The 24925-nt window shown below is 49.5% G+C and carries 38 protein-coding genes; all 38 read right to left on the reverse strand.

What is annotated here, in order from left to right; translation table 11 throughout:
- Window positions 1-32 precede the first annotated feature (32 nt).
- The 38 genes from JWJ90_RS09880 to rplB all read right to left on the reverse strand — a co-directional run bounded on the left by JWJ90_RS09880 (window position 33) and on the right by rplB (window position 24886).
- The gene (locus JWJ90_RS09880) at window positions 33-1748 is read right to left on the reverse strand and encodes a proline--tRNA ligase (protein WP_205227058.1); all 1716 of its coding nucleotides are present in this window, start codon (window positions 1746-1748) and stop codon (window positions 33-35) included.
- 52 nt (window positions 1749-1800) lie between these two features.
- Window positions 1801-2886, reverse strand: coding sequence for a flavodoxin-dependent (E)-4-hydroxy-3-methylbut-2-enyl-diphosphate synthase (gene ispG / locus JWJ90_RS09885; RefSeq protein ID WP_205227059.1), 1086 nt, complete (start codon window positions 2884-2886; stop codon window positions 1801-1803).
- Window positions 2887-2976: 90 nt separating this feature from the next.
- A complete protein-coding gene (gene tsaB / locus JWJ90_RS09890; protein ID WP_205227060.1) occupies window positions 2977-3693 on the reverse strand; it encodes a tRNA (adenosine(37)-N6)-threonylcarbamoyltransferase complex dimerization subunit type 1 TsaB in 717 nt (238 codons plus the stop codon).
- Window positions 3678-4763, reverse strand: coding sequence for an RIP metalloprotease RseP (rseP, locus tag JWJ90_RS09895; RefSeq protein ID WP_205227061.1), 1086 nt, complete (start codon window positions 4761-4763; stop codon window positions 3678-3680). Before rseP ends, tsaB begins: the two co-directional genes overlap by 16 nt.
- Window positions 4764-5137: 374 nt before the next feature.
- Entirely contained in the window at window positions 5138-6295 is a 1158-nt protein-coding gene (locus JWJ90_RS09900; RefSeq protein WP_205227062.1) for a 1-deoxy-D-xylulose-5-phosphate reductoisomerase, read from the reverse strand.
- Window positions 6292-7089, reverse strand: a complete 798-nt coding sequence (locus JWJ90_RS09905; protein ID WP_205227063.1) for a phosphatidate cytidylyltransferase — start codon at window positions 7087-7089, stop codon at window positions 6292-6294. Before JWJ90_RS09905 ends, JWJ90_RS09900 begins: the two co-directional genes overlap by 4 nt.
- Window positions 7090-7095: 6 nt before the next feature.
- A complete protein-coding gene (locus JWJ90_RS09910) occupies window positions 7096-7836 on the reverse strand; it encodes an isoprenyl transferase (protein WP_338032317.1) in 741 nt (246 codons plus the stop codon).
- Window positions 7837-7865: 29 nt separating this feature from the next.
- Window positions 7866-8423 carry a ribosome recycling factor gene (gene frr / locus JWJ90_RS09915; protein WP_205227064.1) on the reverse strand — a complete coding sequence of 186 codons (558 nt, stop codon included), beginning with the start codon at window positions 8421-8423 and terminating at the stop codon, window positions 7866-7868.
- A gap of 61 nt (window positions 8424-8484) precedes the next feature.
- Window positions 8485-9192, reverse strand: a complete 708-nt coding sequence (pyrH, locus tag JWJ90_RS09920) for a UMP kinase (protein WP_205227065.1) — start codon at window positions 9190-9192, stop codon at window positions 8485-8487.
- Window positions 9193-9278: 86 nt separating this feature from the next.
- Window positions 9279-9869, reverse strand: a complete 591-nt coding sequence (gene tsf, locus JWJ90_RS09925) for a translation elongation factor Ts (RefSeq protein ID WP_205227066.1) — start codon at window positions 9867-9869, stop codon at window positions 9279-9281.
- A 127-nt stretch (window positions 9870-9996) separates the two neighbouring features.
- Window positions 9997-10773, reverse strand: coding sequence for a 30S ribosomal protein S2 (gene rpsB / locus JWJ90_RS09930; protein ID WP_205227067.1), 777 nt, complete (start codon window positions 10771-10773; stop codon window positions 9997-9999).
- A gap of 209 nt (window positions 10774-10982) precedes the next feature.
- Window positions 10983-11747, reverse strand: coding sequence for a YkgJ family cysteine cluster protein (locus tag JWJ90_RS09935; protein ID WP_205227068.1), 765 nt, complete (start codon window positions 11745-11747; stop codon window positions 10983-10985).
- Between the two features lie 177 nt (window positions 11748-11924).
- The gene (rplQ, locus tag JWJ90_RS09940) at window positions 11925-12311 is read right to left on the reverse strand and encodes a 50S ribosomal protein L17 (protein WP_205227069.1); all 387 of its coding nucleotides are present in this window, start codon (window positions 12309-12311) and stop codon (window positions 11925-11927) included.
- A 46-nt stretch (window positions 12312-12357) separates the two neighbouring features.
- Window positions 12358-13398 carry a DNA-directed RNA polymerase subunit alpha gene (locus JWJ90_RS09945; protein ID WP_205227070.1) on the reverse strand — a complete coding sequence of 347 codons (1041 nt, stop codon included), beginning with the start codon at window positions 13396-13398 and terminating at the stop codon, window positions 12358-12360.
- 20 nt (window positions 13399-13418) lie between these two features.
- The gene (rpsD, locus tag JWJ90_RS09950; RefSeq protein ID WP_205227071.1) at window positions 13419-14048 is read right to left on the reverse strand and encodes a 30S ribosomal protein S4; all 630 of its coding nucleotides are present in this window, start codon (window positions 14046-14048) and stop codon (window positions 13419-13421) included.
- Between the two features lie 65 nt (window positions 14049-14113).
- Window positions 14114-14512 carry a 30S ribosomal protein S11 gene (gene rpsK / locus JWJ90_RS09955; protein WP_205227072.1) on the reverse strand — a complete coding sequence of 133 codons (399 nt, stop codon included), beginning with the start codon at window positions 14510-14512 and terminating at the stop codon, window positions 14114-14116.
- Between the two features lie 44 nt (window positions 14513-14556).
- Complete coding sequence (rpsM, locus tag JWJ90_RS09960) at window positions 14557-14925, reverse strand: 30S ribosomal protein S13 (RefSeq protein ID WP_205227073.1); 369 nt, start codon at window positions 14923-14925, stop codon at window positions 14557-14559.
- A 46-nt stretch (window positions 14926-14971) separates the two neighbouring features.
- A complete protein-coding gene (gene rpmJ, locus JWJ90_RS09965) occupies window positions 14972-15085 on the reverse strand; it encodes a 50S ribosomal protein L36 (RefSeq protein WP_205227074.1) in 114 nt (37 codons plus the stop codon).
- A 17-nt stretch (window positions 15086-15102) separates the two neighbouring features.
- Complete coding sequence (gene infA / locus JWJ90_RS09970) at window positions 15103-15339, reverse strand: translation initiation factor IF-1 (protein WP_205227075.1); 237 nt, start codon at window positions 15337-15339, stop codon at window positions 15103-15105.
- A 112-nt stretch (window positions 15340-15451) separates the two neighbouring features.
- Window positions 15452-16228 (reverse strand): type I methionyl aminopeptidase, encoded by a 777-nt coding sequence (gene map / locus JWJ90_RS09975; protein ID WP_338032318.1) that lies wholly within the window; start codon window positions 16226-16228, stop codon window positions 15452-15454.
- A gap of 6 nt (window positions 16229-16234) precedes the next feature.
- Window positions 16235-17533: a preprotein translocase subunit SecY gene (gene secY, locus JWJ90_RS09980; protein WP_205227076.1), complete on the reverse strand. Its 1299-nt coding sequence runs from the start codon at window positions 17531-17533 to the stop codon at window positions 16235-16237.
- 3 nt (window positions 17534-17536) lie between these two features.
- The gene (gene rplO, locus JWJ90_RS09985) at window positions 17537-17974 is read right to left on the reverse strand and encodes a 50S ribosomal protein L15 (protein ID WP_205227077.1); all 438 of its coding nucleotides are present in this window, start codon (window positions 17972-17974) and stop codon (window positions 17537-17539) included.
- Between the two features lie 2 nt (window positions 17975-17976).
- On the reverse strand, window positions 17977-18156 hold the full coding sequence (gene rpmD, locus JWJ90_RS09990) for a 50S ribosomal protein L30 (protein ID WP_205227078.1): 180 nt from the start codon (window positions 18154-18156) through the stop codon (window positions 17977-17979).
- Between the two features lie 21 nt (window positions 18157-18177).
- Complete coding sequence (gene rpsE, locus JWJ90_RS09995; RefSeq protein ID WP_205227079.1) at window positions 18178-18690, reverse strand: 30S ribosomal protein S5; 513 nt, start codon at window positions 18688-18690, stop codon at window positions 18178-18180.
- A gap of 48 nt (window positions 18691-18738) precedes the next feature.
- Window positions 18739-19104, reverse strand: coding sequence for a 50S ribosomal protein L18 (gene rplR, locus JWJ90_RS10000; RefSeq protein WP_205227080.1), 366 nt, complete (start codon window positions 19102-19104; stop codon window positions 18739-18741).
- A gap of 25 nt (window positions 19105-19129) precedes the next feature.
- Window positions 19130-19672 carry a 50S ribosomal protein L6 gene (gene rplF, locus JWJ90_RS10005; protein ID WP_205227081.1) on the reverse strand — a complete coding sequence of 181 codons (543 nt, stop codon included), beginning with the start codon at window positions 19670-19672 and terminating at the stop codon, window positions 19130-19132.
- Between the two features lie 34 nt (window positions 19673-19706).
- On the reverse strand, window positions 19707-20105 hold the full coding sequence (gene rpsH / locus JWJ90_RS10010; RefSeq protein ID WP_205227082.1) for a 30S ribosomal protein S8: 399 nt from the start codon (window positions 20103-20105) through the stop codon (window positions 19707-19709).
- Window positions 20106-20150: 45 nt separating this feature from the next.
- The gene (locus JWJ90_RS10015) at window positions 20151-20336 is read right to left on the reverse strand and encodes a type Z 30S ribosomal protein S14 (RefSeq protein ID WP_205227083.1); all 186 of its coding nucleotides are present in this window, start codon (window positions 20334-20336) and stop codon (window positions 20151-20153) included.
- 44 nt (window positions 20337-20380) lie between these two features.
- A complete protein-coding gene (rplE, locus tag JWJ90_RS10020; protein WP_205227084.1) occupies window positions 20381-20923 on the reverse strand; it encodes a 50S ribosomal protein L5 in 543 nt (180 codons plus the stop codon).
- Window positions 20924-20949: 26 nt separating this feature from the next.
- Window positions 20950-21285, reverse strand: coding sequence for a 50S ribosomal protein L24 (gene rplX / locus JWJ90_RS10025; RefSeq protein WP_205227085.1), 336 nt, complete (start codon window positions 21283-21285; stop codon window positions 20950-20952).
- Between the two features lie 40 nt (window positions 21286-21325).
- The gene (rplN, locus tag JWJ90_RS10030) at window positions 21326-21694 is read right to left on the reverse strand and encodes a 50S ribosomal protein L14 (protein ID WP_205227086.1); all 369 of its coding nucleotides are present in this window, start codon (window positions 21692-21694) and stop codon (window positions 21326-21328) included.
- A gap of 59 nt (window positions 21695-21753) precedes the next feature.
- Window positions 21754-22008, reverse strand: a complete 255-nt coding sequence (rpsQ, locus tag JWJ90_RS10035) for a 30S ribosomal protein S17 (RefSeq protein WP_205227087.1) — start codon at window positions 22006-22008, stop codon at window positions 21754-21756.
- 28 nt (window positions 22009-22036) lie between these two features.
- A complete protein-coding gene (gene rpmC, locus JWJ90_RS10040) occupies window positions 22037-22234 on the reverse strand; it encodes a 50S ribosomal protein L29 (RefSeq protein WP_205227088.1) in 198 nt (65 codons plus the stop codon).
- Window positions 22231-22647 carry a 50S ribosomal protein L16 gene (gene rplP, locus JWJ90_RS10045; RefSeq protein ID WP_205227089.1) on the reverse strand — a complete coding sequence of 139 codons (417 nt, stop codon included), beginning with the start codon at window positions 22645-22647 and terminating at the stop codon, window positions 22231-22233. The genes rpmC and rplP overlap by 4 nt, the downstream gene beginning before the upstream one ends.
- Before the next feature lie 41 nt (window positions 22648-22688).
- Entirely contained in the window at window positions 22689-23354 is a 666-nt protein-coding gene (gene rpsC, locus JWJ90_RS10050) for a 30S ribosomal protein S3 (RefSeq protein ID WP_205227090.1), read from the reverse strand.
- Between the two features lie 44 nt (window positions 23355-23398).
- A complete protein-coding gene (gene rplV, locus JWJ90_RS10055; RefSeq protein WP_205227091.1) occupies window positions 23399-23731 on the reverse strand; it encodes a 50S ribosomal protein L22 in 333 nt (110 codons plus the stop codon).
- 39 nt (window positions 23732-23770) lie between these two features.
- A complete protein-coding gene (rpsS, locus tag JWJ90_RS10060; protein ID WP_205227092.1) occupies window positions 23771-24046 on the reverse strand; it encodes a 30S ribosomal protein S19 in 276 nt (91 codons plus the stop codon).
- Between the two features lie 18 nt (window positions 24047-24064).
- Window positions 24065-24886 carry a 50S ribosomal protein L2 gene (gene rplB, locus JWJ90_RS10065; protein ID WP_205227093.1) on the reverse strand — a complete coding sequence of 274 codons (822 nt, stop codon included), beginning with the start codon at window positions 24884-24886 and terminating at the stop codon, window positions 24065-24067.
- Window positions 24887-24925 lie beyond the last annotated feature (39 nt).

Consider the following 24925-nt stretch of genomic DNA (forward strand, 5'->3'; position numbering starts at 1 on the left):
AACAACGTTGTTTCCGTTCTAAAAAAAACTTCTTACACAGACAGGGCCAAACGTACCTGCTCGCTGAGATAGGTGACCGCCTCCTCAGGGGTAAACAGCAGGGTTTCTCCACTCTTACGGACGCGTACCTCAACCTTGCCTTCTTTAGCGTAGGTTTTCCCCACAGTAACCCGAAAGGGAATGCCCACCAGATCGGCATCGTTGAATTTAGAGCCCGGACGCTCATCCCGATCATCCAGGAGTACCTCCAGCCCCTGCTGTTGCAACGAGCTGTAGAGAGCCTCTGAGGCCTCACAGAAGGTAGCATCTTTGGGCGTCAGGTTAAGGATAGTTACCTGAAAGGGGGCCAGGGGAACAGGAAAAATGATACCCTTGTCGTCATGGTTCTGCTCAATGGCTGCGGCAACCACACGGCTGACGCCAATGCCGTAGCAGCCCATGATAAAGGGTTTCTCCTGGCCATCGCTATCCTGGAACCGGGCCTCCATGGCCTCGGAGTAGCGTGTGCCCAGTTTAAACACGTGTCCGACCTCGATCCCTTCTTTGAGCCCAAGCGAACCGCCGCAGGTGGGACAGCGGTCTTCCATGGTGATCTGACGCAGGTCACCGACAATGGCGGGTTTGAAATCACGCTCAGGATTGACACCTGTAAGGTGACAGCCCTTTTCATTGGCACCGGCCACCGCGTTGATCATGCGCATCACCTCCTGATCCGCCACCATCTTTAACGGCAGTTCCACCGGCCCGAGATAGCCTGCTGGCAGACGGGTTGCCTGCCAGACCTGATCCTCTTCCAAGGGTTCCACATCATTGGCCCCCAGCAGATTTTTCAGCTTAACGGACTGTACCTCACGATCACCACGAACCAACGCCGCGACGACCTCCTCGTCAGCCAGGTAGAACATGGTCTTGATCACATCTTTGGGCTCTACCCCTAAAAACTCGGCCACAACCTTGACCTTTTTCTTGCCAGGGGTCTGCACCTTGGCAATGGCCTCCAGTTCGACCTGGGATTCTTCTGCCTCGGGCAGGGTGATGGCTGCTTTTTCCACGTTGGCGGCAAAAGAGCACTCGTTGCAGATAACCAGGGTATCTTCGCCGGTCTCGGCAAGAACCATGAACTCATGGGAGTACGAGCCGCCAATGGCTCCGCTGTCTGCCTCAACAGCTCGAAAATCAAGGCCGCAGCGTTCAAAGATGCGGAAGTAAGCCTCTCGCATCTTCTCATAGCTTTTGCTTGCCCCTGCATCATCCATATCAAAGGAGTAGGCATCTTTCATCACAAATTCACGCCCACGCATCAGGCCAAAGCGAGGTCTGATTTCATCACGAAATTTGGTCTGAATCTGATAGAGGTTCACCGGCAGCTGACGATAGGACTGCAACTCGCGCCGGGCGATATCGGTCACCACCTCCTCGTGGGTGGGGCCAAGGCAGTAATCGCGGTCATGGCGATCCCGAAAACGGAGCAACTCAGGACCATATTTTTTCCAGCGTCCAGATTCCTCCCACAGATCCCCGGGCTGCACCATGGGCATGAGGATCTCCTGGGCTCCAGCACGATTCATCTCCTGACGGACAATCTCGGTGACTTTTTGCAGGGCAAGAAGGCCAAGTGGCAGATAGGTATACATGCCCGAGGTAAGTTTTCGGATGAATCCGCCCCGCACCAGGAGCTGATGGCTGATAACCTCGGCCTCCGAAGGTGTTTCCTTGGTGGTGGGTAAAAGCATCTGTGAGTAACGCATGGTTCAAGTCTCCGCTTGCTAAAACACGTATAATATAAAGGAAGGCAAGAAATCAGGCGCGACGCCTGTGCTCTGCCTCCAGTTTTTCCAATTCTTCCAAAAAGACTGGCAGTAAATCAGCCTCGGCCACCTTCTTGTAAATTTCGCCTTTTTTAAAGAGGATACCCACACCATTGCCGCCGGCAATACCGATATCGGCCTCACGCGCCTCACCGGGACCGTTAACAACACAGCCCATGACCGCGACCTTGATAGGGCTCTCCATGGTCTGCAGTTTCCGCTCGACCACCTCTGCCAGCGAGAAAAGATCAATACGGGTACGGCCGCAGGTGGGGCAGGAGATCATCTCCGGGCCGCGCTCTCGAATCCGTAGTGAGCGCAACAACTCATAGGCGACCCGTATCTCTTCCACCGGTTCCCGGGTAAGCGAAATACGAAAGGTATCGCCAATGCCTTCGGAAAGCAGAATGCCCAGAGCGACACTTGATTTGACGGTGCCGGGTATGAGTCCACCGGCCTCGGTCACCCCAAGATGCAGGGGGTAATCGGTTTTTTGGGAGAGCTGGCGGTAGCCCTCAATGGTGGTCAGGGTATCCGAGGATTTGATGGAGATCTTGATCTCGTAAAACCCGTGCTGTTCCAGAAGGCGAACATTATTGAGTGCACTGGCAATCAGGGCATCGGGCCGCTCGGGGGTGGGGTAACCAAACTCCCCAAGCAGATCCTTTTCAATGGAGCCGGAGTTGACGCCAACGCGAATGGGTATCCGGTGCATCTTGGCCGCGTCCACCACCCGGGCAAGTTTCTCAGGCCCGCCAAGATTTCCAGGATTGATACGAATCCCCTGAGCACCATGCTCCATGGCGGCAACTGCCAGGCGGGCATCAAAATGAATATCCGCAATGACAGGAATGGTGCTCCCCTGGCGGAGAGAAGAGATGGCCTCGGCAGCGGCCATGTCTGGAACCGCAACGCGAATGATCTCGCATCCGGCCTGCTCAAGGCCATGAATCTGCTTGAGTGTGGCCTCGATGTCACTGGTCAGAGTATTGGTCATCGATTGCACCGCAATAGGTGCTCCACCGCCAATAGCCACGTTTCCGACATGAATCTGTCGTGTTTTTTTCCGCGTAATCATCGTGGTTTTCTTTCCACTCTCATTTCACCATAATGCTGAGCGCTCTGGAGACAAACGCGCTCAGCTTCATTTACGGGAATCTTGAATAATCTAATTATTCAAGCCACCCTTTCGTTTCAAGTTTAGTTCAGCTTCCGAAGCTCGCACATAGAGCGGTACCGGGTTTTCCTCGCCAACGAAGTCGCGTTGGGTTAACAGAGCCGCTCCGCAGAAACCGATACTGGCCGCGCGCGGGTGCAGAAGGGCTGAGGAAAGCAGCTCACCCTGCGGGTTGTCCTGCAGCTGCTGGGAACAGGCAGCGACACCGGGGCCGGCAACAACTGTTGGCGTGGTGATTTTTGCTGAAAGCTCTTCCGGAGAGAGCACTTCAACCTCGCCCGTGCGTTGCCAGCACCCTTCCTGTAGCTGGTAACAAGCTGCGTATACCTGCTGTTTGCGAGCATCAAGAACCAGGTAGACAGGTTTGTTGCCGGGGGTAAGTTGCAGGGCCAGCCCATCCAAGGTGGGGACGCCAATGAGAGGACGATCCGCAGCCATGGCGATCCCTTTGGCTGCGGCCATACCGATACGCAGCCCGGTAAAGGAGCCAGGGCCCTGGCTGACAGCGATGCCATGGAGATCGTTCCAGTTCAGGGAGAGTCCTTCCATGAGCGCACTCACAGCTCCCAACAGCCGCCTGGAGTGGGTTACCTCCGGTTGCAGGGTATTTTCGCCAAGCACCTTGCCGGTTGCCCCATCGCCTCGAGTGATGGAGACAGAACCGCAACCAGTTGCGGTCTCAATGGCCAGGATCAGGACATCAGCCATCGTTTCACCAAACGCAGGATATCGTTATAAAAAACAAAAACCATAAGAGTTCCCAGAATGGCAATACCAATCTTCTGACTGATCTCCATGGAGCGTTCACTTAAGCGGCGACGGCGTACGGCCTCCAGGGTAAGAAAAACAAGATGTCCACCATCAAGAACCGGTATGGGCAAAAGGTTGAGAATCCCCAGGTTCACACTCAAGAGCCCCATGAAGTATAACAGGTTCATCCAACCGGCTTCCATCTGCTGGCCAGCAATTTCAGCAATGCGAATCGGCCCCCCCAGCTCACTGGCCGGAATCACCCGTTGCACCATTTTGACAATGCCCATCACCGTCAGATAGCCGAGGTTCCAGGTCTGCACAAAGGCGGCCTGCAGGGACTCGCCCACAGTGGAATCTACATAGTGAATCTCTTCACTACGGACAATACCCAGCATGTAACGTTGACCAACCACTTCGCCGAAAAGGTTTTTCACCTCCTGCATGGTGGGTTCGCCGCTCACCTTCAACTCTTTTCCTTCGCGGATGACCTCAAGGGTAACCTCGGCTCCCTGGCTGCCCTTTATGGCATCAGAGACCTGCTGCCAACTCTGCATGCCCTTTCCGTTGATGGTAAGAATTTCATCACCGGCGGCAAGGCCCATCACCTGGGCTGCGGATCCCGGATTCACGGCTCCGATACGGGTGGTATCGACAGCTTCGGGCATACCGGCCAGGGAAAACATGCTAAAAAATAGAACAACAGCAAAAAGCAGATTAAACAGAGGCCCGCCAAAGATGATGCCAAAACGCTGCCAGACGGTCTTATGGGAAAAGGATCGGTGCTCTTCCACCTGTTCGACCTCATCTCCGTCATGCTCACCATACATTTTGACATAGCCGCCAAGAGGAAAGGCACTGACAAGATACTCGGTTTCCCCCCAGGTGCGCCCAACAAGCTTTTGCCCAAAGCCTAGCGAAAACTTCAGCACACGCACACCAAAAAGTTTGGCAAAAAGAAAATGCCCGAATTCATGAACAAAAATCAAAACACCAAGAACAAGTATAAAAGATAAAAGAGAAACCATGAATATCCCGAAGAGCTATGTTCGTTCTCGCATCAGTAGCTCTCTCAAAAATCGACCGGCCCAGAGGGCAAAAGCCAGAAGAGAGACATCTGGTGCGTACTTAGACGATGGTTACCGCGCAGGCGTAGTCTCCTGCGCTATGGGTTTTTCAACTAGCCAGAATGTCGCATGAACATTTTGTGTCAAGTGGAGAAAAAAGACGAAAACAATCTCTTGCGGTGGTGGAGCCTTGCCTGGCATTTGAACAAAATATTCACCGCTGGTCAGCCCGGACAACACCACCTTCTGCAGTATTTTGGCAATAAAGAGAGTCGACGAGATTCATAGCCAAAAAATGTGAATCTGACTCAGGCTGACCTGGTGAGAAATCCGATCTAGAGGGCCGTTATTACCTTATGGGCAGCTGAACGGGCAGCAGCATCCGCTGCAAGGATTGCATCCAGATCCAGCTCGTTTGCCAGTGGTGCCTGGGACAGGCACGCTTCTACAGTACGGGCAATATCCAGGTAGCCAATTTTTCCTTCAAGAAAGGCGTCCACCGCCACTTCATTGGCCGCATTGAGCACTGCCGGCTGCACGCCGCCTGCACGTAAAGCGTCAAAGGCAAGACCTAAGGCAGGAAAACGGATCATATCGGGTTGCTCAAAGCTCAAATCGCTACACTGCGATAAACTAAGACGGGGGAGCGCCAAGGGCAAGCGTTTTGGATAGGTCAGAGCGTAGCCTATGGGAATTCGCATATCGGGTATGCCCAACTGGGCTACAACCGAGCCGTCCACAAACTCAACCAGGGAATGGACAATTGATTGTGGATGAACGACCACTTCAATGCGTTCAGGCTCCATGGAAAAAAGCCAGCTGGCTTCGATAACCTCAAGCCCTTTATTCATCAGGGTGGCGGAATCGATGGAAATTTTGCGCCCCATGGACCAGTTGGGGTGAGCTAGCGCCTGCTCGGGCTGGGCGATGCGCAGAGCGTCGAGATCCCAATCGCGAAAAGGTCCTCCAGAAGCGGTCAGGATAAGCTTATCCACATCCTGGCTACGTCCGGCTTCAAGGGCTTGGAAAATGGCGCTGTGCTCGGAATCGATGGGCAAGAGGCGCACACCATGGCGCTGCACCTCCTCCATGACCAGGCGCCCGGCCATGACCAGTGTCTCTTTGTTGGCAAGGCCGATATCCTTACCGGCACGGATGGCGGCAAGGGTCGGAAGCAGGCCAACAGCACCAACAACGGCGGTGACCACCATGTCTGCGTCGGCCAGGGTGGCGATGGCTGTATTTCCTTCTCCCCCACTCAGGATTCGCGAGCGATAGGAGGCGGGCAATGTATTGGCCAGCTCTGCTGCCAGATCGGGACGGCCAATGGACACGCATTGCGGATTAAATTCCAGGACCTGCTCGGTAAGAAGTTCGACGTTACTGCCAGCAGAGAGTCCGACAATTTGAAACTGTTCGGGAAACTGACGAGCGATGGCCAGGACGTTGGTACCGATGGAGCCAGTCGAACCAAGAAGGGCTATTCGTTTCATTGCAGCCATTGAAAGTAGATCAGATAAAAAAGAGCGGGACCGGTAAGCAACAGACTATCCACTCGATCAAGAAGACCACCGTGCCCCTGGAGTATGGTGCCGGAATCTTTGACTCCAACCGATCGCTTAATTAAAGATTCGGTCAGGTCGCCACAGATGCCGATGCAGATAAGCACAACGGCTGCCAGCAACAGAAAGAGGGGGTGAGCTGGCTGAGGGAAGAGAAGATTCACCCCTTCGGCTGCAATTACTCCGGCGGCGACACCACCAATTCCGCCCGCCACAGTTTTTTTAGGGCTAATCAGCGGAAAAAGTTTGCGCCTGCCAAAGGTCTTCCCGGCGTAGTAGGCTCCGGTATCAGAGCCAGCAATCATGGCAATAAACAGGAGAAGCCAATACTCCCCCTGAGGGAGGTGTCGAATCAACACCAGATGAGCAAGAGAGCCCGAGATATACAATGCCGCAAAGCCAGCAAAAACCAGGTAGTGCAATCCGTCCTCAAGTTTGCCATACCCCTGCAGAGCAAGACAAACGAGAAAAAGCAGAGAGCTAAAAAGCCCCACGGGCAGAAGCTCAAGACGACCACCGGCGACACAGGCCACCGGAAACAGGGAGGCAAGCAGAGTCAGGATGAAACGAAATCCAGAAACCTGGGGGCAGGTCATACGGAAAAATTCGAACAACGCAACACCGGAACCGACCAGTCCAACACACCAAAAGAGAAAAGGCGTCCCCACAAAGAGCAGTACAAGCCAGCAAACTGCCAGGAGAACGCCGGGGATAACACGATTCATTGTCTTTTACGCACCGCTGACCTGGGCTCCGGTTTGACCAAAACGTCGTTGCCTCTGGGAGTAACTGTTGAGGGCGGCCAAGAAGGCCTCTTGATGAAAATCAGGCCACTTAACCTCGGTGAAATAGAGCTCTGCGTACGAGGCCTGCCAGAGCAGGAAGTTGGATAGCCGGTTTTCGCCACCGGTACGGATGAGGAGATCAGGGTCGGGCTGACCAGCAGTAAAGAGGTGCTCACTGATCACAGCCTCGCTGATAGCACCAGGATCAAGAGTTCCGTTCCGGCAGTCATGCCCGATCCGTGTGATTGCCTCCACCATCTCGGCACGTCCGCCATAGTTTAGGGCGAGATTAAGGGTCATTCCTGTGCAGGAACGCGTTTCGGCGATGCTCTTTTTCAGGATTTCCTGCACATCTGCAGGCAGTTTTTGCATCTGGCCAATGCAGTTCAAACGAATATCGTTTTTGAGCATACTGCGCAGTTCGCTTTGCAGATAGTTTTTCAAGATGCCCATCAGACCACTGACCTCCCCTTCGGGCCGTTTCCAGTTTTCGGTGGAAAAGGCGTAAAGAGTCAGGTAACCAATGCCTAATTTACGGGCAACCTCAACTATCTCACGAACCGTGTCTGCTCCGGCCTTGTGTCCGAAAAGACGCGGACGGTGGCGCTCCTGGGCCCAGCGTCCGTTACCATCCATGATGATGGCTACGTGCCGGGGTATGGTGCTTTCAGCTTCTTGGGTCTCCACGATAGCCTATGTTTGCTCTACCGGCTCTATCAAACAGCCATAACTTCTTTTTCTTTACCGCTGACAATCTCATCGATCTGTGCAATGAAACTATCAGTCGCCTTCTGGGATTCATCTTGAAGACGAAACATATCATCTTCAGAGATGTCTTTATCCTTCTTCATTTTTTTGAAGGTATCGTTGGCGTCCCGACGAACATTACGAACAGCGACCTTGTGCTCTTCTCCCAATTTTTTAACCTGCTTGACCAGCTCTTTACGACGCTCTTCTGTCAGAGGCGGAATAGTCAGGCGAACAACATTGCCATCACTGCTGGGCGTGAGGCCAAGATCAGAGGCGAGGATGGCTTTCTCAATAGATGCCAGAACCTGGGGGTCCCAGGGTTTAATGGCAATCATATTGCTCTCGGGAATGGTGAGGGCGGCGACCTGTTCCAGAGTCATCTGTGACCCATAGGCGTTGACTTTCACACCATCAAGCAGGCTCAAAGTGGCACGACCGGTACGAATCTTGACCAGATCACGTTTCAACGCCTCAATGCTTGAGGCCATTTTCTCATTGAGTTGATCGATAACGGCGTTTGACATACTTTCCTCACTTAAATGCACAACCCCGTCAGGTTAAGCCTGGCGGGGTTGTCACGTTTTTTCAGTTGGTAATCAGGGTTCCCACATCTTCCCCGGTGACGGCCTTGACGATATTGCCAGGCTTTGTCATATCGAAAACAAAAATAGGCAGATTGTTATCGCGGGCCAGGGAAATGCCTGCGGCATCCATGATCTTGAGATCATCACGCAGGACTGTGGAAAAGGTCAGGGAATGATAGCGTATAGCATTGGGATCCTTTTCAGGATCACGATCATAGACCCCATCAACCCTGGTGGCTTTCATGATCACATCGGCCTTAATTTCTAAGGCTCGAAGGACGGCGGCAGTATCTGTGGTGAAATAAGGATTACCAGTTCCCGCCGCGAAGATAACCACCCTTTTATGCTCCAAATGATCGAGGGCTTTAAGACGCTCGTAGGCTTCACAGACATTGAGCATGGTGATCGCCGACATAACCTTGGCCGGAATACCGAGGTTTTCCAAACCGTCCTGGACAGCCAGAGAGTTCATAACCGTCCCTAACATGCCCATGTTATCGGCGGAACTCCGGTCCATACCACCTGCAGCCCCGGCTACGCCACGAAAGATGTTTCCCGCTCCAATGACTAAGGCGAGTTCAATTTTGAGGTTGTGCAGCGCTTGAATTTCTTGCGACAAGTACTTAATGACGTCCGTGCTGATGCCGTAGGGACGATCTCCCATAAGGGCTTCACCACTGATTTTCAAAAGGACTCGTTTGAATTTCATATCGCAGCTCTCCTCGTCACTTGTCTTTCCCACATTATGTCCATGGGTCATAGGTTAACAACGTACCCTCGGAGGTCCGGAAAAAATTATCCCAGCTGAAAACGGGCGAATTGCTTGATGGAGATATTCTCACCCATTTTCGCAACAAGCTCATTGAGCAGATCCTGAACGCTCAGGTCAGGGTTCTTAACAAACTTCTGCTCAAGCAGACAGATCTCAGAGATGTACTTCTCAATCTTACCGGTTACAATTTTTTCTACAATATTCTCAGGTTTACCAGAATCCAAGGCCTGTTTTACATAAATTTCCTTTTCACGGGCAACCATTTCGGCAGGAACATCTTCACGGGTAACAGAGACAGGGCTGACCGCGGCGATGTGCATGGCGATGTCTTTTGCAAAGGCCTTGAAATCATCGGTTTTGGCGACAAAGTCGGTCTCGCAACCTACTTCAACCATAACACCGAGCTTACCACCGGCGTGGATGTAACACTCTATGACCCCTTCTTTAGTCTCACGGTCTGCGCGTTTGGCAGCAACCGCAAGTCCTTTCTGGCGAAGCAGGTCTACAGCTTTCTCCATGTCACCGTCAGTCTCGGTAAGAGCCTTCTTACAATCCATCATACCGGCATTGGTTTTGTCCCGGAGCTCTTTTACCATCTGGCTTGTAATTGTCACAGTCGTTCTCCTTCGTCAACGTGCATTAAAACACATATCGTAGTCAACAGTATACGCAAAACCGACAAAGAAGCCTGGTGGCCACTTTGTCGGTTAATCAAACAGGGGTATAAAAAAAAGGCAGGAATTACTGCTCGTCCACCTTGGCAGCCAATTCTTCTTCGGCGCCAGCGGTCATAGCTGCTTCAAGGTCGTCGATATCAGCAGCAGTCTCCTCTCCGCGGCGGGATTTGCCCTCAAGGACAGCTCCTGCCATGGTGGAGGTAATAAGTTTAATTGCGCGAATAGCGTCATCGTTACCAGGAATAATGTAATCGATGCCGTCAGGATCACAGTTGGTATCAGTGAGCGCGATGACCGGAATACCAAGTTTTACAGCCTCGCCAATGGCGATATCCTCATTTCTTGGATCAACGACGAAAAGGACATCGGGAAGGGTACGCATATTTTTGATTCCGCCGATATTGCGATCAAGCTTTACACGCTCTTTTTCCATCATGAGGATTTCTTTTTTAGGGAAACGGTTGATTGAACCATCTTCCTGCATAGCCTCAATTTTTTTCAGACGATCTACGGAATGTTTGATGGTCTGAAAGTTGGTCAACATGCCACCGAGCCAGCGATGATTGACAAAGTACATGCCGCAACGCTCGGCTTCTTCCTTAATGATAGCCTGCCCCTGACGTTTGGTGCAGACAAAAAGGACAGAACCACCGTCGGCAACGATGTCAGCAAGTGCTCCGTAAGCCTTGCGAAACAGTTTCATGGTGACATCGAGGTTCACAATGTAAATCCCATTTCTTGGCCCGTAGATGTAGGGTTTCATTTTGGGATTCCAGCGGCGGGTCTGGTGACCGAAGTGCAGACCAGCTTCCAACATTTGACGCATATTTACAGCTGCCATGTTATCTCCTGATTGTATTTTGGTTAGTCCTCCATCCTGTCGGCCGATTCCACCTGTGAGGTGAAACACCTGGACCTAATCGTCAGGATGTGTGTGATAAGGGGCATTGCCCCCAAAATAAGACAAGCTCGGTATACTAGCATGATATGATCTAATTTACAAGCTTGTCTCTTCCTAGGCTAAATTTTAATTAAGAGCGGGTAAATGGGTTATTTTTTAAGCAAACGCTTACGCCCCCCAAGGATACTTTCAAGCCATTTAAAGCTGAATTGCAACAAGGATTCATCGTCTTTCTGAATGCGCCTGCGTTCATCCTTGGGAAGTTTAAACTGTTCAATAATATGATGTTGCTGCGTATAAGAACGAAAATCATCTATATTATACACAGCCATAAAAGCGAGACGTTGATAAGGACCAGCCTGCCCTTCTCCAACCCAGGGGTTTGTGGCAAAAAAGGCATCGAGTTCGGCCCAGAGATCGTTCATAAGATTGCACTGATGCAGGTTTTGATCCCGCTCCCACTGCTTCAATGTATAGGTTCTGGATTCAAAATGCCCCTTACAGTAAGGATGGTGGGTTAAAAAATGGTGCACTTTGATATCCCCCCCCTTTCCTGTACACTCAAGGCCACGCTCCAAGGGGTAGGTGCGGCATGAAGTCGGTCGATTCACATACACTGTGCAGCCATCACCGCTTAAAAATGGACAGGAGCGGGCAGTATCATCGAACAGCTTGAGGCGAAGACCGGGGAAATACGGGTGGCTTCCCTCTGTCAGCTCTGTATATCGTTCAATGACTTCACCACTTGTAATGCCCAGTTGCTTCTTCAGTAAGAGAATATCGTATGGATACAGCGGAAGGTGAACATCTCGGCAACATTTGAGAAAACAGGGAACATCTGGATGACAATGAAAGGTAAAGGGATCCTTTCCTATGGGCTCTCGATCTTGAGGTATTAAGGTATCGTATTCCATGCCATGCATTTATAGAGAAACATGTGAAATGGGAAAGAATACAGACAAAATAGAAAAAGATGACCACTGCGTATGCACAGAGTCGGGGCGTATTCCCAAATCCCATACAAAAAAAAGCTGGTATGATGTTTCATACCAGCTTTCTTAACATTCAGATATCAAAGGAGGGTGAGTGAATTACTCGTCTTCCGTCTCCTCGATAATATCTTCGTAGTCAACAAGCTCCAAAATGGCCATGGGAGCGGCATCACCAGCGCGGTTACCGGTGCGAATGATACGAGTATAGCCTCCCTGACGATCCTCATATTGGGAACTCAGCTCGTCAAAAAGTTTAGCCACAATGTCTTTGGAGCGAATGTAGGACAAGGCCTGACGACGAGCGTGCAGGTCGCCACGTTTGCCCAAAGTAATCATTTTCTCCGCAACACGCCGTGCCTCTTTTGCTTTGGGAACTGTGGTAACAATCCGCTCTTGGTCGAGCAGTGAGGTCACCATATTGCGCAACATTGCCTCACGGTGGGATGCTGTCCGGCCAAGTTTACGACCTGCCTTTCTATGTCTCATGGTCTTGTCCTTTTCTCTCTAAAAGAGTCCTATATAAAACTGTGGATTACTCTTCCAGTTTTTCTTCGCGTTTATCTGGGGCTACCCAGCCCTCGTACTTCATGCCCAGCGTGAGGTTGTGCTCGGACAGCAGGGCTTTGATCTCGTTGAGTGATTTACGACCAAAGTTTTTGGTTTTCAGCATCTCAGCATCGGTTTTATTGACAAGCTGCCCGATAAACTGAATTTGTGCGTTTTTCAGGCAGTTAGCTGATCGAACTGAAAGTTCCAAATCCTCAACGTTTTTATCAAGAAACGGTGGGTAGGCTTTACTGTCATCTTCCTCATCGGCATTTTCTGGCGCCTTGGCAATATCTTCGTTAAAGTTGATGAAGATGGTCATTTGCTCTTTGAGGATTTTTGCTGCATAAGCTAAGGCATCCTGCGGTTCAACGCTTCCGTCGGTCTCGATTTCCAGCGTCAGGCGGTCAAAGTCTGTCTGCTGGCCAACACGGGCCTGGCTGACAACATACTGAACGCGGACGATGGGCGAGAAAGAGGCATCAATGGGGATAACCCCAATAGGTTGCCCCTCTTTCTTGTTATGCTCGGCGGAGACGTATCCTTTCCCCCAGTGAACCTCAAGCTCGGCGCGGAACGTCATATCACTGGTCAGAGTGCAGATATGGAGGTCTGGGTTCATAACCTCAATAGAGCTTCCGCCATTGATATCACCAGCAACCACTTTGCCTGGTCCCTGTTTCTCAATCACGACGGTGCGAGAATCAGGCCCATTGAGTTTCAAACGAACCTGTTTAAGGTTCAAAATGATTTCAGCAACATCCTCGTGAACGCCATCAATGGTAGTGAACTCATGCAGTGCATCGTTAAAGCGTACACTGGTGATGGCTGCACCACGAATGGAACTCAACATAATTCGTCGTAACGAATTTCCGATGGTTGTTGCGAATCCACGCTCAAGGGGCTGACAGACAAATTTTCCGTAGTCACTTGAAAGTGAACCTTCGTCGACTTCAAGTTTTTCAGGAGCAATGAGGCTATGCCAGTTTTTGTAAAAGGGATTGTCGTCCCGGATTTCTTGTGCCATGCAATACCTAACGATTGAAGTTACTTGGAATACAACTCGATGATAAGCTGTTCCTGAATTGGCATCGTTATTTCTTCGCGATTTGGCAATGCTTTAACTACACACTGAAACTTAGGCTGATCAAGCTCGAGCCAGCTGGGCAATCCACGACGGACGGCGCCTTCGAGGTTATCAATAATCACCTCATTTTTCTGATGTTTCTCTTTTAAGGAGATAACATCACCAGCTTTGACCTGATACGAAGGGATGTTCACCTTCTTGCCGTTAATCAGAAACAGGTTGTGTCGAATCATCTGTCGCGCCTGATTCCGGGAGCTAGCAAAGCCGCTACGGAAGAGTGCATTGTCAAGGCGACGCTCCAGCATGATCAGCAAAATCTCACCGGTTACACCTTTAGCGCGGTCGGCTTTTTCGTAATACCGGCGAAACTGCGCCTCAAGCATGCCATACATTTGCTTGACTTTTTGTTTTTCCCGCAACTGTACAGCGTAGTCGGACACTTTGCGAAATTTATTCTGTCCATGCTGCCCAGGGGCGAAGGAGCGACGCTCAAAGGAACACTTGTCTGAGTAACAACGGTCACCCTTGAGAAACATCTTAAGATTTTCACGTCTGCACAGCCTGCAGGATGCGCCTGTATATCTAGCCAACTTTTACCTCCAAATAGTATCCGATAAGATCTCTGACTGTGGTACGGATAGTTGAGTGTTGCCTCTCAAACTCTTCTTCTTTTAGGTGGTTTACACCCATTGTGAGGAAGCGGGGTAACATCGACAATACGGCTAACGTCAAGATCAACACCTGTAAGGGCACGTAGTGCTGCTTCACGACCTGGTCCAGGGCCTTTTACACGGACCTCCACCTTACGAAGGCCATGCTCTTTAGCCTTGGACACTGCATCGTTGAGTGCGTTCTGGGCAGCAAACGGGGTGGATTTTCTTGATCCTTTGAAACCAAGTACACCTGCGCTTGACCATGAGATGGTGTTGCCCTGACGATCGGAAACAGTGATTACTGTATTATTAAATGTGGAATAAATAAAAACGATCCCCTCGGGAACATTTTTCTTATCTCTTCTCTTAACTTTTGTATTGACCTTGCCTGCTTTAGCCATAGCGACTCCCAATTACTCTTCAGTCAGAACAGTGCGAGTGATAGTTATTTCTTACGAACAGCTGCACCGCGTCTGGGACCCTTCCGGGTGCGGGCATTCGTTTTAGTTCTTTGACCTCTTGCCGGTAAACTACGACGATGACGACGACCGCGATAACAGCCGAGATCCATAAGACGTTTAATGTCCATGGAAACCTCGCGCCGACGGTCACCTTCTACAATGTAGTCACTCTCAAGAACGATACGGATACGGTTAACATCATCGCCGCTCAGATCATCACTGTTCATCTGATAAGGAAGATCGACCTTATCGAGAATTTGGCGAGCAGTCGTTAATCCAATGCCGTAAATATAGGTCAAAGCTCGATCCATGTGTTTGTTGCGTGGCAGGTCCACACCAGCTATACGTGCCAAATCCGTGCTCCTTTATCAGAATCTTGCTAGATTAATTAACGACCGGTTATCCTTGCCGTTGTTTGTGTTTTTTGTTAGGGCAGCTTACCCGTACAACACCTTTACGTTTTAAGATTTTGCATTCGCTGCAAATCTTTTTTACTGACGAACGTACTTTCATATTTCACCCCGAAACGTTTATCGTTTTCCCTTCCCGCCTTTGGACCTGAAGGTTACCCTTCCTCGAGTCAAATCATAGGGCGACAATTCAACGGTGACCCGGTCGCCGGGAAGAATTTTAATATAATGCATGCGCATCTTTCCGGAGATGTGCGCAAGAACCTTGTGCCCGTTGTCCAGTTCTACCTGAAACATGGCGTTGGGCAACGGCTCTACAATAGTTCCTTCAACTTCGATGGCGTCTTCTTTAGCCATAAGCAATATCGCTCCCGTTATTATACGAGCAGAAAATTTTAATTATATATCGAACAAAAGCCGAATAATCAAGCCTTTTTGTACTATTTTAGTCTTTTGCAATAATTCTAAATCATTCTGGCGGCTGATCACTTAATATAAGCGGCCCATCCTTGGTGACAGCAACGGAGTGCTCAAAGTGGGCTGAAGGCTTTTTATCAGCAGTGATGACGGTCCACTGGTCCCTGAGAATTTTCACCTTAGCCACTCCAAGGTTGACCATCGGTTCAATTGCCAGAACCATTCCCTCACGCAAACGCGGGGAAGCCTGACGTTGAACGTAATTTGGAATTTCAGGCGGTTCGTGTAGTTGGGAACCGATACCGTGTCCGACGAATTGGCGCACCACTGAAAAGCCATGTGCTTCACTATAATTTTGTACTGCTCTTGAAATATCTGAAATACGGTTCCCGATGACGACCTGTTCGATACCCTTCATCAGAGCCTCGTAGGTGACATCAAGCAGCTGCTGCACCTTGTCGGGGATTTTCCCCACAGCGACGGTGACGGCGGCGTCACCATAGAATCCCTTGTAAAGCGTACCAAAATCAAGAGAGATGATATCGCCGTTGCGCAGGTGCTTTTTCCTTGAGGGAATGCCGTGAACGACCTCTTCGTTGACAGAGGCACAAAGGCTTGCCGGAAATCCCTTATAGCCTTTAAAAGCAGGGACCGCACCATGGTCCCTGCAATATTCCTCAGCCAGTTTATCAAGCTTGTGGGTGGTTACTCCTTCGGCGACATGACCACGGAGGAGATTATGAACCCCCGCCACTATTCTGTTAGCCTGGTGCATGAGCGCAATTTCATCAGGCGATTTCAGCGTAATGGCATTTTCGCTGGCTATCACGATATCTTACCGTCCCTTACGACCGGATTTAAGAAATCCATCGTAATTTTTCATGATCATGTGCGATTCAATCTGAGAAATTGTGTCAATGGCTACACCAACAACAATGAGCAGTGCTGTACCGCCGAAATAAAACGGCACATTGAGTTTGCTGATAAGAATGGTGGGCATGACACAGACCGCACTCAGATAGATAGCGCCTACGACTGTAAGCCGGGTTAAGACATAATCGAGAAACTCTGCCGTCTTTTTGCCAGGACGAATTCCCGGGACAAACCCGCCATTCTTTTTCAGGTTTTCAGCAACGTCATCGGCCTTAAAGGTGACCGCTGCATAGAAAAAACAGAAAAAGACAATCATCGCTACATACAGCGAGTAGTAGTAGACAGTTCCAGGCGAGAATGCTGCTGAAAGCTGCTGTACCCAATCCACCTGGACAAATGAGCCGATGGTGGCAGGGAACATCATGATCGATGAGGCAAAAATCGGAGGAATTACACCGCTGACATTTAACTTCAAAGGCAGATGTGACGATTGGCCCCCATATACTCGCCGGCCAACAACACGTTTGGCGTATTGGATGGGGATTCTCCGCTGGCTTGTTTCAATAAAGATGATAAAGCCTACAACGAGAAAAATCAGTGCTATGATGATGGGCACAAAGATCAGAGATAGTTCACCTGATTTGATAAATTCGACGGTATTTCCGACAGCAGCCGGCATACGAGCGACAATACCTGCGAAGATAATCAGGGAAATACCGTTGCCGATCCCCCTTTCTGTCATCTGCTCGCCAAGCCACATAATAAATGCGGTCCCGGAAGTGAGAGTGAGAACAGTGAGCAACTTAAACTCGATACCCGGATCAATAACGATCGGGACTCCGACAGGGCTGGTCATGCCCTCCAGACCAGAGGCAATGAAAAAACCCTGGATTACGGAGAGAAGCACCGTCCCATAGCGGGTGTACTGCGTAATTTTACGACGGCCGGCCTCCCCTTCTTTGGAAAGAGCTTCCAACTGAGGGATGACAACAGTGAGCAACTGAATGATAATGGAGGCTGAGATGTAGGGCATAATTCCTAGGGCGAAAATGGAAAATCTTTCCAAAGCGCCACCGGAAAACATGTTGAACATGCCAAACAGCGTGTCCGCATTCTTGGCAAAGAATGCGGCCAAGGCTTCTCCATTAATCCCGGGGGTAGGAATCTGTACCCCCATCCGATAGACCAAAAGCATAAAGAGAGTGAAGATCACTCTCTTTCGCAGTTCAGGTATATTTGCAGCACCGACTAGACCTGCCATGTATTAGCCCTCGACAGTTCCACCGGCTGCTTCGATCTTTTCTTTAGCCCCCTGGCTGACTTTATCCACCTTTACGGTCACGGATTTGTCAAGCTCACCGTTGGCAAGAACCTTCACAAGAGCATCCTGTTTAACGATTCCGGCTTCAACGAGGGCATTTTTGTCAACCACGGCACCACTTTCAAACTTGTTGAGGTGGTCCAGGGTTACGATGGCGTATGCCTTTTTGAAGATATTGTTAAAGCCACGTTTGGGCAGGCGGCGGTGCAGCGGCATCTGGCCACCCTCAAACCCTGAACGTAAGCTGTAGCCGGAGCGTGAACGTGCACCTTTGTGACCACGGGCAGAAGTTTTCCCATGACCGGACCCAGGTCCGCGCCCTACTCTCTTTCTATCCTTACGAGCGCCCTCATTTGGCGCCAAGGTATTCAATTTGAGCACGATCAGTCCTCCATCTTTATCAAATGCTGAACTTTGTTCAACATGCCGCGTAACTCAGGCGTGTCTTTACGGGTCACGGTTTTATACATCTTGGTTAAACCCAAGCCAACCAGAGTCGCACGGATGGCTTTAGGACTTCCGATACCACTTTTTACTTGAGTAAACGTTACTGTTTTTTCCATGGTATACAACCCCTCACAACCTTATGCCGCAATCTCTGCGACGGGCTTGTTACGCAATTTTGCGATCTGCTCTGCACTACGCAGGTTTCTCAATCCGTCCATGGTGGCTTTCACCAGGTTATGGGGATTGTTCGAACCCAGACATTTGGTGAGAATATTCTGCACACCCGCTGCCTCAAGTACAGCACGAACCGCACCACCGGCGATAACACCAGTACCGTCAGAAGCGGGTTTGAGCATAACAGAGCCTGATTTAAATTTGCCTACGATGTCATGGGGAATGGAAACATCAGTCAAAGAGACGAGTTTCATATCCTTGCGTGCCTGCTCGATCCCTTTGCGAATCGCCTCAGGTACCTGGTTTGCTTTACCCAGTCCGTACCCTACTCGGCCTTTTCCATCTCCTACAACTACGATGGCACTGAAACTGAACCGGCGACCACCTTTAACAACCTTGGCCACGCGATTGATATAGACTATTTTTTCGATGAGCTCTTCTTGAGTTCCTTCTTTAGCTCGCTTAAAATCAGCCAAGAAACACCCCCGTCGTTAATTTTGATCCACTCGTTGAGAGTGTTTTTGTTAAAACTGAAGTCCGCCTTCGCGGGCACCCTCAGACAGTGATTTTACACGTCCGTGGTAGACATTGCCACCGCGATCGAAGACAACCTGCTCAATGCCGGCAGACTTGGCTTTCTCGGCGATTTTAAGCCCTACCTGTTTCGCCTGCGCACATTTATCGCCTGCATCGTCAGCATTGAAGTCCTTGTGTTCGGTGGACATGGAGACCAAGGTTTTATGCTGGGTGTCATCGATAATCTGGGCGTAAATGTGGCGGTTGCTACGAAATACGCACAAACGGGGGCGCTGGCTGGTCCCGGTGATTTTGACGCGAATGCGCTGTACCCGTTTCTTTCTTGCCTTTACTTTCGGATTAGTTTTGGCCATGGTCGGTTATTCTATATATAAGTTTTTATTTTTTACCGCCGGCCTTGCCGACTTTACGTACAATGTGTTCGTCAACGTAACGAATACCTTTGCCTTTGTAGGGTTCAGGTTTTCTGATTGCACGGATCTGAGCTGCAGTCAACCCGATAAGTTCTTTATCAATTCCTTCAAGGGTAATTGAGTTATCCTTATCAACGGTAGCTGAGATGCCTGCCGGCAGGGTAAAATCAACGGGATTGGAGAACCCGACGTTGAGCGTCAGGGTCGAACCTTTTACGTTCGCTCTATAGCCAACCCCCTCAACCATGAGTTTCTTAGTAAATCCCTGATCTACACCAACGACCATATTGTTAATCAAAGAACGGGTCATCCCCCAGAAGGCCAAAACCTTTTTGCTGGTTCCCTTGGGAGAGAAAACCAAGGTGTTTTCTTCCTGGGCTACGGCAATCTCAGGGCGAATATCGCGTTCGAGATTTCCCTTTTTCCCCTGAACTTTGATATGTGTTCCTTTTATTTCAACCTTCACCCCACTGGGGATCGGAACGGGTTGTTTTCCTATTCGTGACATTAGGATCTCCTTTCTTCAGCAAATCGCAAATAAATTACCAAACTTCGCAGAGAAACTCACCACCAACATTCATCTCACGAGCCTGCTTGTCGGTGATTACGCCTCTGGAAGTTGTCAGAATACCGATCCCAAGTCCGCTCATAACATTGGGGATCTGGGTGGATCGGTTGTACTGACGACAGCCAGGTTTGCTGACTCTACGGATACCCGTTATAACCAGTTCGTTGTGCGGTCCATATTTCAGGTCAACCTTCAAAGTGCCTTGAGGGCCCTCATCACTGATCTGATAATCGGTGATGTACCCTTCTTCTTTCAACACTTTGGCTACGTTGACCTTCAGTTTGGACAGTGGCATCTCAACTGAACTGAAACGCGCTTTATTAGCATTTCTAATTCTTGTCAGCATATCTGCCAACGGGTCACTCATAGACATTGAATAATCCTCTACTTTATAAAAATTGGCTTTGTATGAGTCCGATTACCAACTAGATTTTGTTACGCCAGTGATCTCACCTTGAGAAGCCAACTTGCGGAAACACAATCTGCAAATGCCAAACTTACGGTAATACGCTCGTGCTCGCCCACACAAAGGACAACGATTGTATCGTCGTACTTCAAATTTAGGGGTACGTTTAGCCTTGGCAATTAATGATTTTTTGGCCACAGAATCCTCCTAGAAGCTCTACTCTGCTATCCGTCTCTCAGGAATTATTTTTTTCTAAAGGGCATTCCAATAGCATCAAGCAAAGCTTTAGCCCCTTCATCTGTTTTGGACGAAGTAACGATGGTTACATTCAGTCCACGAATCTGATCGATCTTATCGTAATCGATCTCCGGAAAAATGATGTGTTCGGTAATGCCCATGGAATAGTTACCGCGTCCATCAAATCCTTTAAAAGATACGCCGCGGAAGTCGCGAACACGAGGCAGCGCAACGTTGATTAACTTGGAGAGAAAATCATACATACGCTCGCTGCGCAGGGTAACACGTGCACCGATCGGCATACCTTCGCGAAGTTTAAAGGTGGCGATGGATTTCTTTGCTTTGGTAACGACTGCCTTCTGACCGGCGATCCGGGTCAGCTCTTCAGCTGCCTTCTCAACGATCTTCGGGTTCTGAACAGCCTCACCAAGGCCCATATTGAGAACAACCTTCTCAACACAGGGGATGTCCATCACGTTTTCAATCCCCAGCTGCTTCTGCAGTGCGGGTTTAATTTCGTTCTCGTATTGTTCTTTTAATGTGCCCATTCTTTACTCCGTAAGCGAGAATGCCGTCATTTAGATGCTTCGATGGTAGCTTTGCACTTTTTGCAAATGCGAACCTTGGTGCCGTCATCAAGGATCTGCTTACCGACACGTACAGTCTCGGCGCATTCTGGGCACACCAGCATGACATTGGAAATATGAATGCCAGCTTCTCTTTCAATGATCTGTCCGGATTGGGTAGCGTCGTTGGCTTTCTGGTGTTTTTTAATCATGTTGATGCGCTCAACGACCACACGGTCCTTGTCGCGATCTACACGCAGCACTTTACCAACCCGTCCCTTATCTTTTCCAGCAATGACCTCTACTTTGTCATTTACGCGCAAATTGCTTTGACCTTGACGCATATCGTAATCCCCTTAATTATTTAGGTAATTGAGGTAGTGTTTATAATACTTCAGGAGCAAGGGAGATTATCTTCATGAAGCCAAGTGATCTCAGTTCACGAGCAATAGGTCCAAAAATACGCGTTCCGATGGGTTCACCACTGGTGGAAAGCAGTACGGCAGCATTTTCATCAAACCGAACCGTCGTATCTTCCGGACGTTTGATAGCCTTAACAGTTCGCACGACGACAGCATTGAGAACATCCCCTTTCTTGACCTTGGCATGGGGAATCGCCTCTTTTACCGTCACAACAATAATATCACCAATACGTGCATAGCGCTTTCTGGTGCCACCAAGAACTCTGATACAGAGTATTTTCTTGGCACCGGAATTATCGGCTACATTCAACACGGTTTCAGTTTGGATCATGACCTCACCCGATTATCTTCTCGATTCGTTTCTAAAGCTGATTATTAGGTGCTTTGGATTTATACAGCACGCTCTACAATGCTTCGAACCAGCCATCTTTTCTTTTTGGACAAGGGACGGCATTCTTCGATTACAACCAAATCACCGATCTGGCAGTCATTAGATGCGTCATGAGCCATATATTTGACTTGTTGCCGAATATATTTCCCATACAGTTTATGGGGGACTTTACGCTCGACGAGAACGACGACGCTCTTGTCCATTTTATTGCTGACAACAAAGCCTTGTCGCGTTTTTTTTACGTTTTCGCTCATTGTATTTTCCAAGTCTAAAATTAATCAGCTACGCTGCTTGGTTTTGTTTTTCAGCAAGAATAGTCTGTATTCTAGCAATATCTTTACGGAGTTGATTGAGTTTAGCAGGATTTTCGAGCCGACGGATACCATGTTTAAACTGGAGTTTAAACAGATCTTCACGAGTCTCTTCTTCCTTTTTCAGCAAGTCTTCGACGGCTAAACTTCTCAGATCTTTTGCTTTCATATTACTTTACTCTTACTGATCAAAGTGGTGGGAAATGGAAGCTTATAGCTTGCAAGCCGCAGGGCCTCCATGGCCAGTGCCTCAGGTACCCCTTTGAGCTCATACAGGATACGACCGGGACGAATGGTGGCAACCCAGTACTCCGGCACACCTTTACCCTTACCCATACGAGTTTCAGCCGGTTTTTTGGTAATCGGTTTATCTGGGAAAACCCGAATCCAAAGTTTACCGCCACGTTTTACTTTACGGTTAATGGCAATACGGGCAGCCTCAATCTGTTGGGCGGTCATACGACCACAACCAACAGCTTTGATTGCGTAATCGCCGTAGGCAAGCTCAGCGCCTCGGCTGGAAACGCCGTCCATTCTGCCTTTAAACTGTTTTCTATGTTTAACTTTACGAGGACTTAACATATCTCAACTCCTAAGAAATTCACCGGGCGCGAAGATCTGGATCAGTTGGCCTGAGCCTGGCTGTCTGCGACATTTTGGGTCTCAGCCAGTACTTCACCCTTGAAGATCCATACTTTGACGCCGATGATTCCGTACGTGGTTTTTGCTTCGGCGGTTCCGTAATCAATGTCGGCACGTAAGGTGTGCAGCGGTACCCGGCCCTCTTTGAACCATTCGGTACGTGACATCTCAGCGCCACCGAGACGACCGGAACAGGAAATTTTAATGCCCTGCACGCCAAACCGTAGAGCAGAATTGATCGATTTTTTCATTGCCCGGCGAAAGGCAATACGCCGCTCAAGTTGCGTAGCAATGTTTTCGGCAACAAGCTGGGCATCAGCCTCAGGGCGACGCACTTCCTGAATGTCGATGAAACAGGCACGTTTAAATTTCTGCTCGAGATCTTTTTTCAACCCTTCAATCTCAGATCCCTTTTTACCAATAACGATACCGGGACGAGCAGTGAAGAGTTTAATTTTAATCTTTTCACCGGTGCGCTCGATAATAATTCGAGCGATCCCCGCATGGTAAAGACGTTTTTTCAGATATTTGCGGATCAGCTGATCCTGATGCAGATTGCCTGCATATTCTTTATCAGCGTACCAAATGGATTCCCAAGAGCGTGTTATGTTAATACGCAGTCCGATGGGATTTACTTTTTGTCCCAAGATAACCCTCCGTTCCCTCAGCTAATATTCGTTAATTGATGAATTTAGGCTTCATCCACGACAACAGTGATATGACTGGTGCGTTTCAGAATGCGGGTAGCACGCCCTTGGGCTCTTGGACGAAATCGCTTGAGCATCGGCCCACCATCCACCATGATTTCTTTTACATAGAGGCTGTCCACATCTACAGAATCACGCTGATCAGCATTAGCAACAGCAGACTCAAGCACCTTACGAATAATTTGGGCGGCCTTTTTAGGCATAAACCGTAGGGTGGTCACAGCAGTATCGGCTTTCATACCACGGACTACATCTGCGACCAGACGCGCCTTTTGTGGTGAGATACGTATATACTTAGCGACGGCTTTTGTTTCCATCGTGTTCACTCCTCAGGATCTTTCCTGCAAGATCTATTGTTACTTGCGGCCTTTTCTATCAGCTGCGTGCCCGTAGTAGGTACGGGTCGGTGAAAATTCACCCAGTTTGTGGCCAACCATATTCTCTGTTACATAAACAGGGATGAACTTGTTTCCGTTGTGGACGGCAAATGTAAGGCCAACCATCTCCGGGAGAATATCTGACCGACGAGACCAGGTTTTGATCACCTTACGAGAACCACTTTCCTGGGCCTGCAACACTTTCTTCATCAGATGGTCATCGACGAAGGGGCCTTTTTTTATAGATCGAGCCATTCCTAGTATCTCCGTGTACTATTTCCGTTTATTGACGATATCGCGATCAGAAGCCTTGGGCTTTCTGGTTTTGTATCCCTTGGCAGGCATACCCCAAGGTGAACATGGATGACGTCCACCAGAGCTTTTACCTTCACCACCACCCATGGGGTGATCAACAGGGTTCATTGCGACACCGCGTACAGAGGGACGGATACCTTTCCATCGTGAGCGTCCGGCCTTTCCTAATTTTGCACTACCATATTCAGTGTTGCCCACCTGACCAATACAGGCGCGACAATCTTTATGAAAGCGACGAACTTCACCGGAGGGAAGTTTTACCAAAACCTGGTTACCATCTTTTGCCATAAGCTGAGCAGAAGCACCGGCAGAGCGTACAAGCTGTGCACCCTTACCAATTTTCATCTCGACATTATGAATGATGGTACCAAGGGGAATATTAACCATGGGCAGACAATTACCGACCTTAATGTCAGCATCAGCACCGGCAACAACTGTGTCGCCAACGTTAATTCCCTTGGGTGCGAGAATATAGGTTTTCTCACCATCGGCATACACCAAGAGTGCCAGGTTTGCAGAACGGTTAGGATCGTACTCAATGGCACTTACTTTTGCCGGTACCTGCTCTTTATTCCGCTTCCAGTCGATAATTCTATATTTGCGTTTGTGGCCGCCACCTTTATGACGTGAGGTGACCCGGCCGTAAACGTTACGCCCACCGGTTTTTTTCAGTGTTGCCGTCAGGGATTTTTCCGGCCCCTTACTCGACAGGTCGTCCTGACGAATAGAGACATGATGACGGCTTCCAGGTGATGTCGGTTTATGGATTTTTATAGCCATTTCTCTTCCTATAATCGCAGCTGACGAGGCTTAATGATC

Origin of the sequence: Desulfobulbus rhabdoformis, from assembly GCF_016919065.1 — a bacterium.
GTDB classification, from domain to species: Bacteria; Desulfobacterota; Desulfobulbia; order Desulfobulbales; family Desulfobulbaceae; genus Desulfobulbus; species Desulfobulbus rhabdoformis.

Bases quoted from the DNA above. Each gene is read 5' to 3' on its own strand.
- rpsQ (WP_205227087.1), bottom strand. From the start codon at position 22,008: ATGAGCGAAAACGTAAAAAAAACGCGACAAGGCTTTGTTGTCAGCAAT.
- rpmC (WP_205227088.1), bottom strand. From the start codon at position 22,234: ATGAAAGCAAAAGATCTGAGAAGTTTAGCCGTCGAAGACTTGCTGAAA.
- rpmJ (WP_205227074.1), bottom strand. From the start codon at position 15,085: ATGAAAGTACGTTCGTCAGTAAAAAAGATTTGCAGCGAATGCAAAATC.
- rplV (WP_205227091.1), bottom strand. From the start codon at position 23,731: ATGGAAACAAAAGCCGTCGCTAAGTATATACGTATCTCACCACAAAAG.
- JWJ90_RS09935 (WP_205227068.1), bottom strand. From the start codon at position 11,747: ATGGAATACGATACCTTAATACCTCAAGATCGAGAGCCCATAGGAAAG.
- rpsS (WP_205227092.1), bottom strand. From the start codon at position 24,046: ATGGCTCGATCTATAAAAAAAGGCCCCTTCGTCGATGACCATCTGATG.
- pyrH (WP_205227065.1), bottom strand. From the start codon at position 9,192: ATGAAATTCAAACGAGTCCTTTTGAAAATCAGTGGTGAAGCCCTTATG.
- frr (WP_205227064.1), bottom strand. From the start codon at position 8,423: ATGTCAAACGCCGTTATCGATCAACTCAATGAGAAAATGGCCTCAAGC.
- infA (WP_205227075.1), bottom strand. From the start codon at position 15,339: ATGGCTAAAGAAGACGCCATCGAAGTTGAAGGAACTATTGTAGAGCCG.
- tsaB (WP_205227060.1), bottom strand. From the start codon at position 3,693: ATGGCTGATGTCCTGATCCTGGCCATTGAGACCGCAACTGGTTGCGGT.
- rpsH (WP_205227082.1), bottom strand. From the start codon at position 20,105: ATGTCTATGAGTGACCCGTTGGCAGATATGCTGACAAGAATTAGAAAT.
- rplF (WP_205227081.1), bottom strand. From the start codon at position 19,672: ATGTCACGAATAGGAAAACAACCCGTTCCGATCCCCAGTGGGGTGAAG.
- rplR (WP_205227080.1), bottom strand. From the start codon at position 19,104: ATGGCCAAAACTAATCCGAAAGTAAAGGCAAGAAAGAAACGGGTACAG.
- rplN (WP_205227086.1), bottom strand. From the start codon at position 21,694: ATGATCCAAACTGAAACCGTGTTGAATGTAGCCGATAATTCCGGTGCC.
- rpmD (WP_205227078.1), bottom strand. From the start codon at position 18,156: ATGGAAAAAACAGTAACGTTTACTCAAGTAAAAAGTGGTATCGGAAGT.
- JWJ90_RS09905 (WP_205227063.1), bottom strand. From the start codon at position 7,089: ATGAATCGTGTTATCCCCGGCGTTCTCCTGGCAGTTTGCTGGCTTGTA.
- JWJ90_RS09945 (WP_205227070.1), bottom strand. From the start codon at position 13,398: ATGGCACAAGAAATCCGGGACGACAATCCCTTTTACAAAAACTGGCAT.
- secY (WP_205227076.1), bottom strand. From the start codon at position 17,533: ATGGCAGGTCTAGTCGGTGCTGCAAATATACCTGAACTGCGAAAGAGA.
- rplX (WP_205227085.1), bottom strand. From the start codon at position 21,285: ATGCGTCAAGGTCAAAGCAATTTGCGCGTAAATGACAAAGTAGAGGTC.
- rplB (WP_205227093.1), bottom strand. From the start codon at position 24,886: ATGGCTATAAAAATCCATAAACCGACATCACCTGGAAGCCGTCATCAT.
- rseP (WP_205227061.1), bottom strand. From the start codon at position 4,763: ATGGTTTCTCTTTTATCTTTTATACTTGTTCTTGGTGTTTTGATTTTT.
- rplE (WP_205227084.1), bottom strand. From the start codon at position 20,923: ATGGGCACATTAAAAGAACAATACGAGAACGAAATTAAACCCGCACTG.
- rplP (WP_205227089.1), bottom strand. From the start codon at position 22,647: ATGTTAAGTCCTCGTAAAGTTAAACATAGAAAACAGTTTAAAGGCAGA.
- JWJ90_RS09880 (WP_205227058.1), bottom strand. From the start codon at position 1,748: ATGCGTTACTCACAGATGCTTTTACCCACCACCAAGGAAACACCTTCG.
- JWJ90_RS09900 (WP_205227062.1), bottom strand. From the start codon at position 6,295: ATGAAACGAATAGCCCTTCTTGGTTCGACTGGCTCCATCGGTACCAAC.
- rplQ (WP_205227069.1), bottom strand. From the start codon at position 12,311: ATGAGACATAGAAAGGCAGGTCGTAAACTTGGCCGGACAGCATCCCAC.
- rpsK (WP_205227072.1), bottom strand. From the start codon at position 14,512: ATGGCTAAAGCAGGCAAGGTCAATACAAAAGTTAAGAGAAGAGATAAG.
- rpsB (WP_205227067.1), bottom strand. From the start codon at position 10,773: ATGGCAGCTGTAAATATGCGTCAAATGTTGGAAGCTGGTCTGCACTTC.
- ispG (WP_205227059.1), bottom strand. From the start codon at position 2,886: ATGATTACGCGGAAAAAAACACGACAGATTCATGTCGGAAACGTGGCT.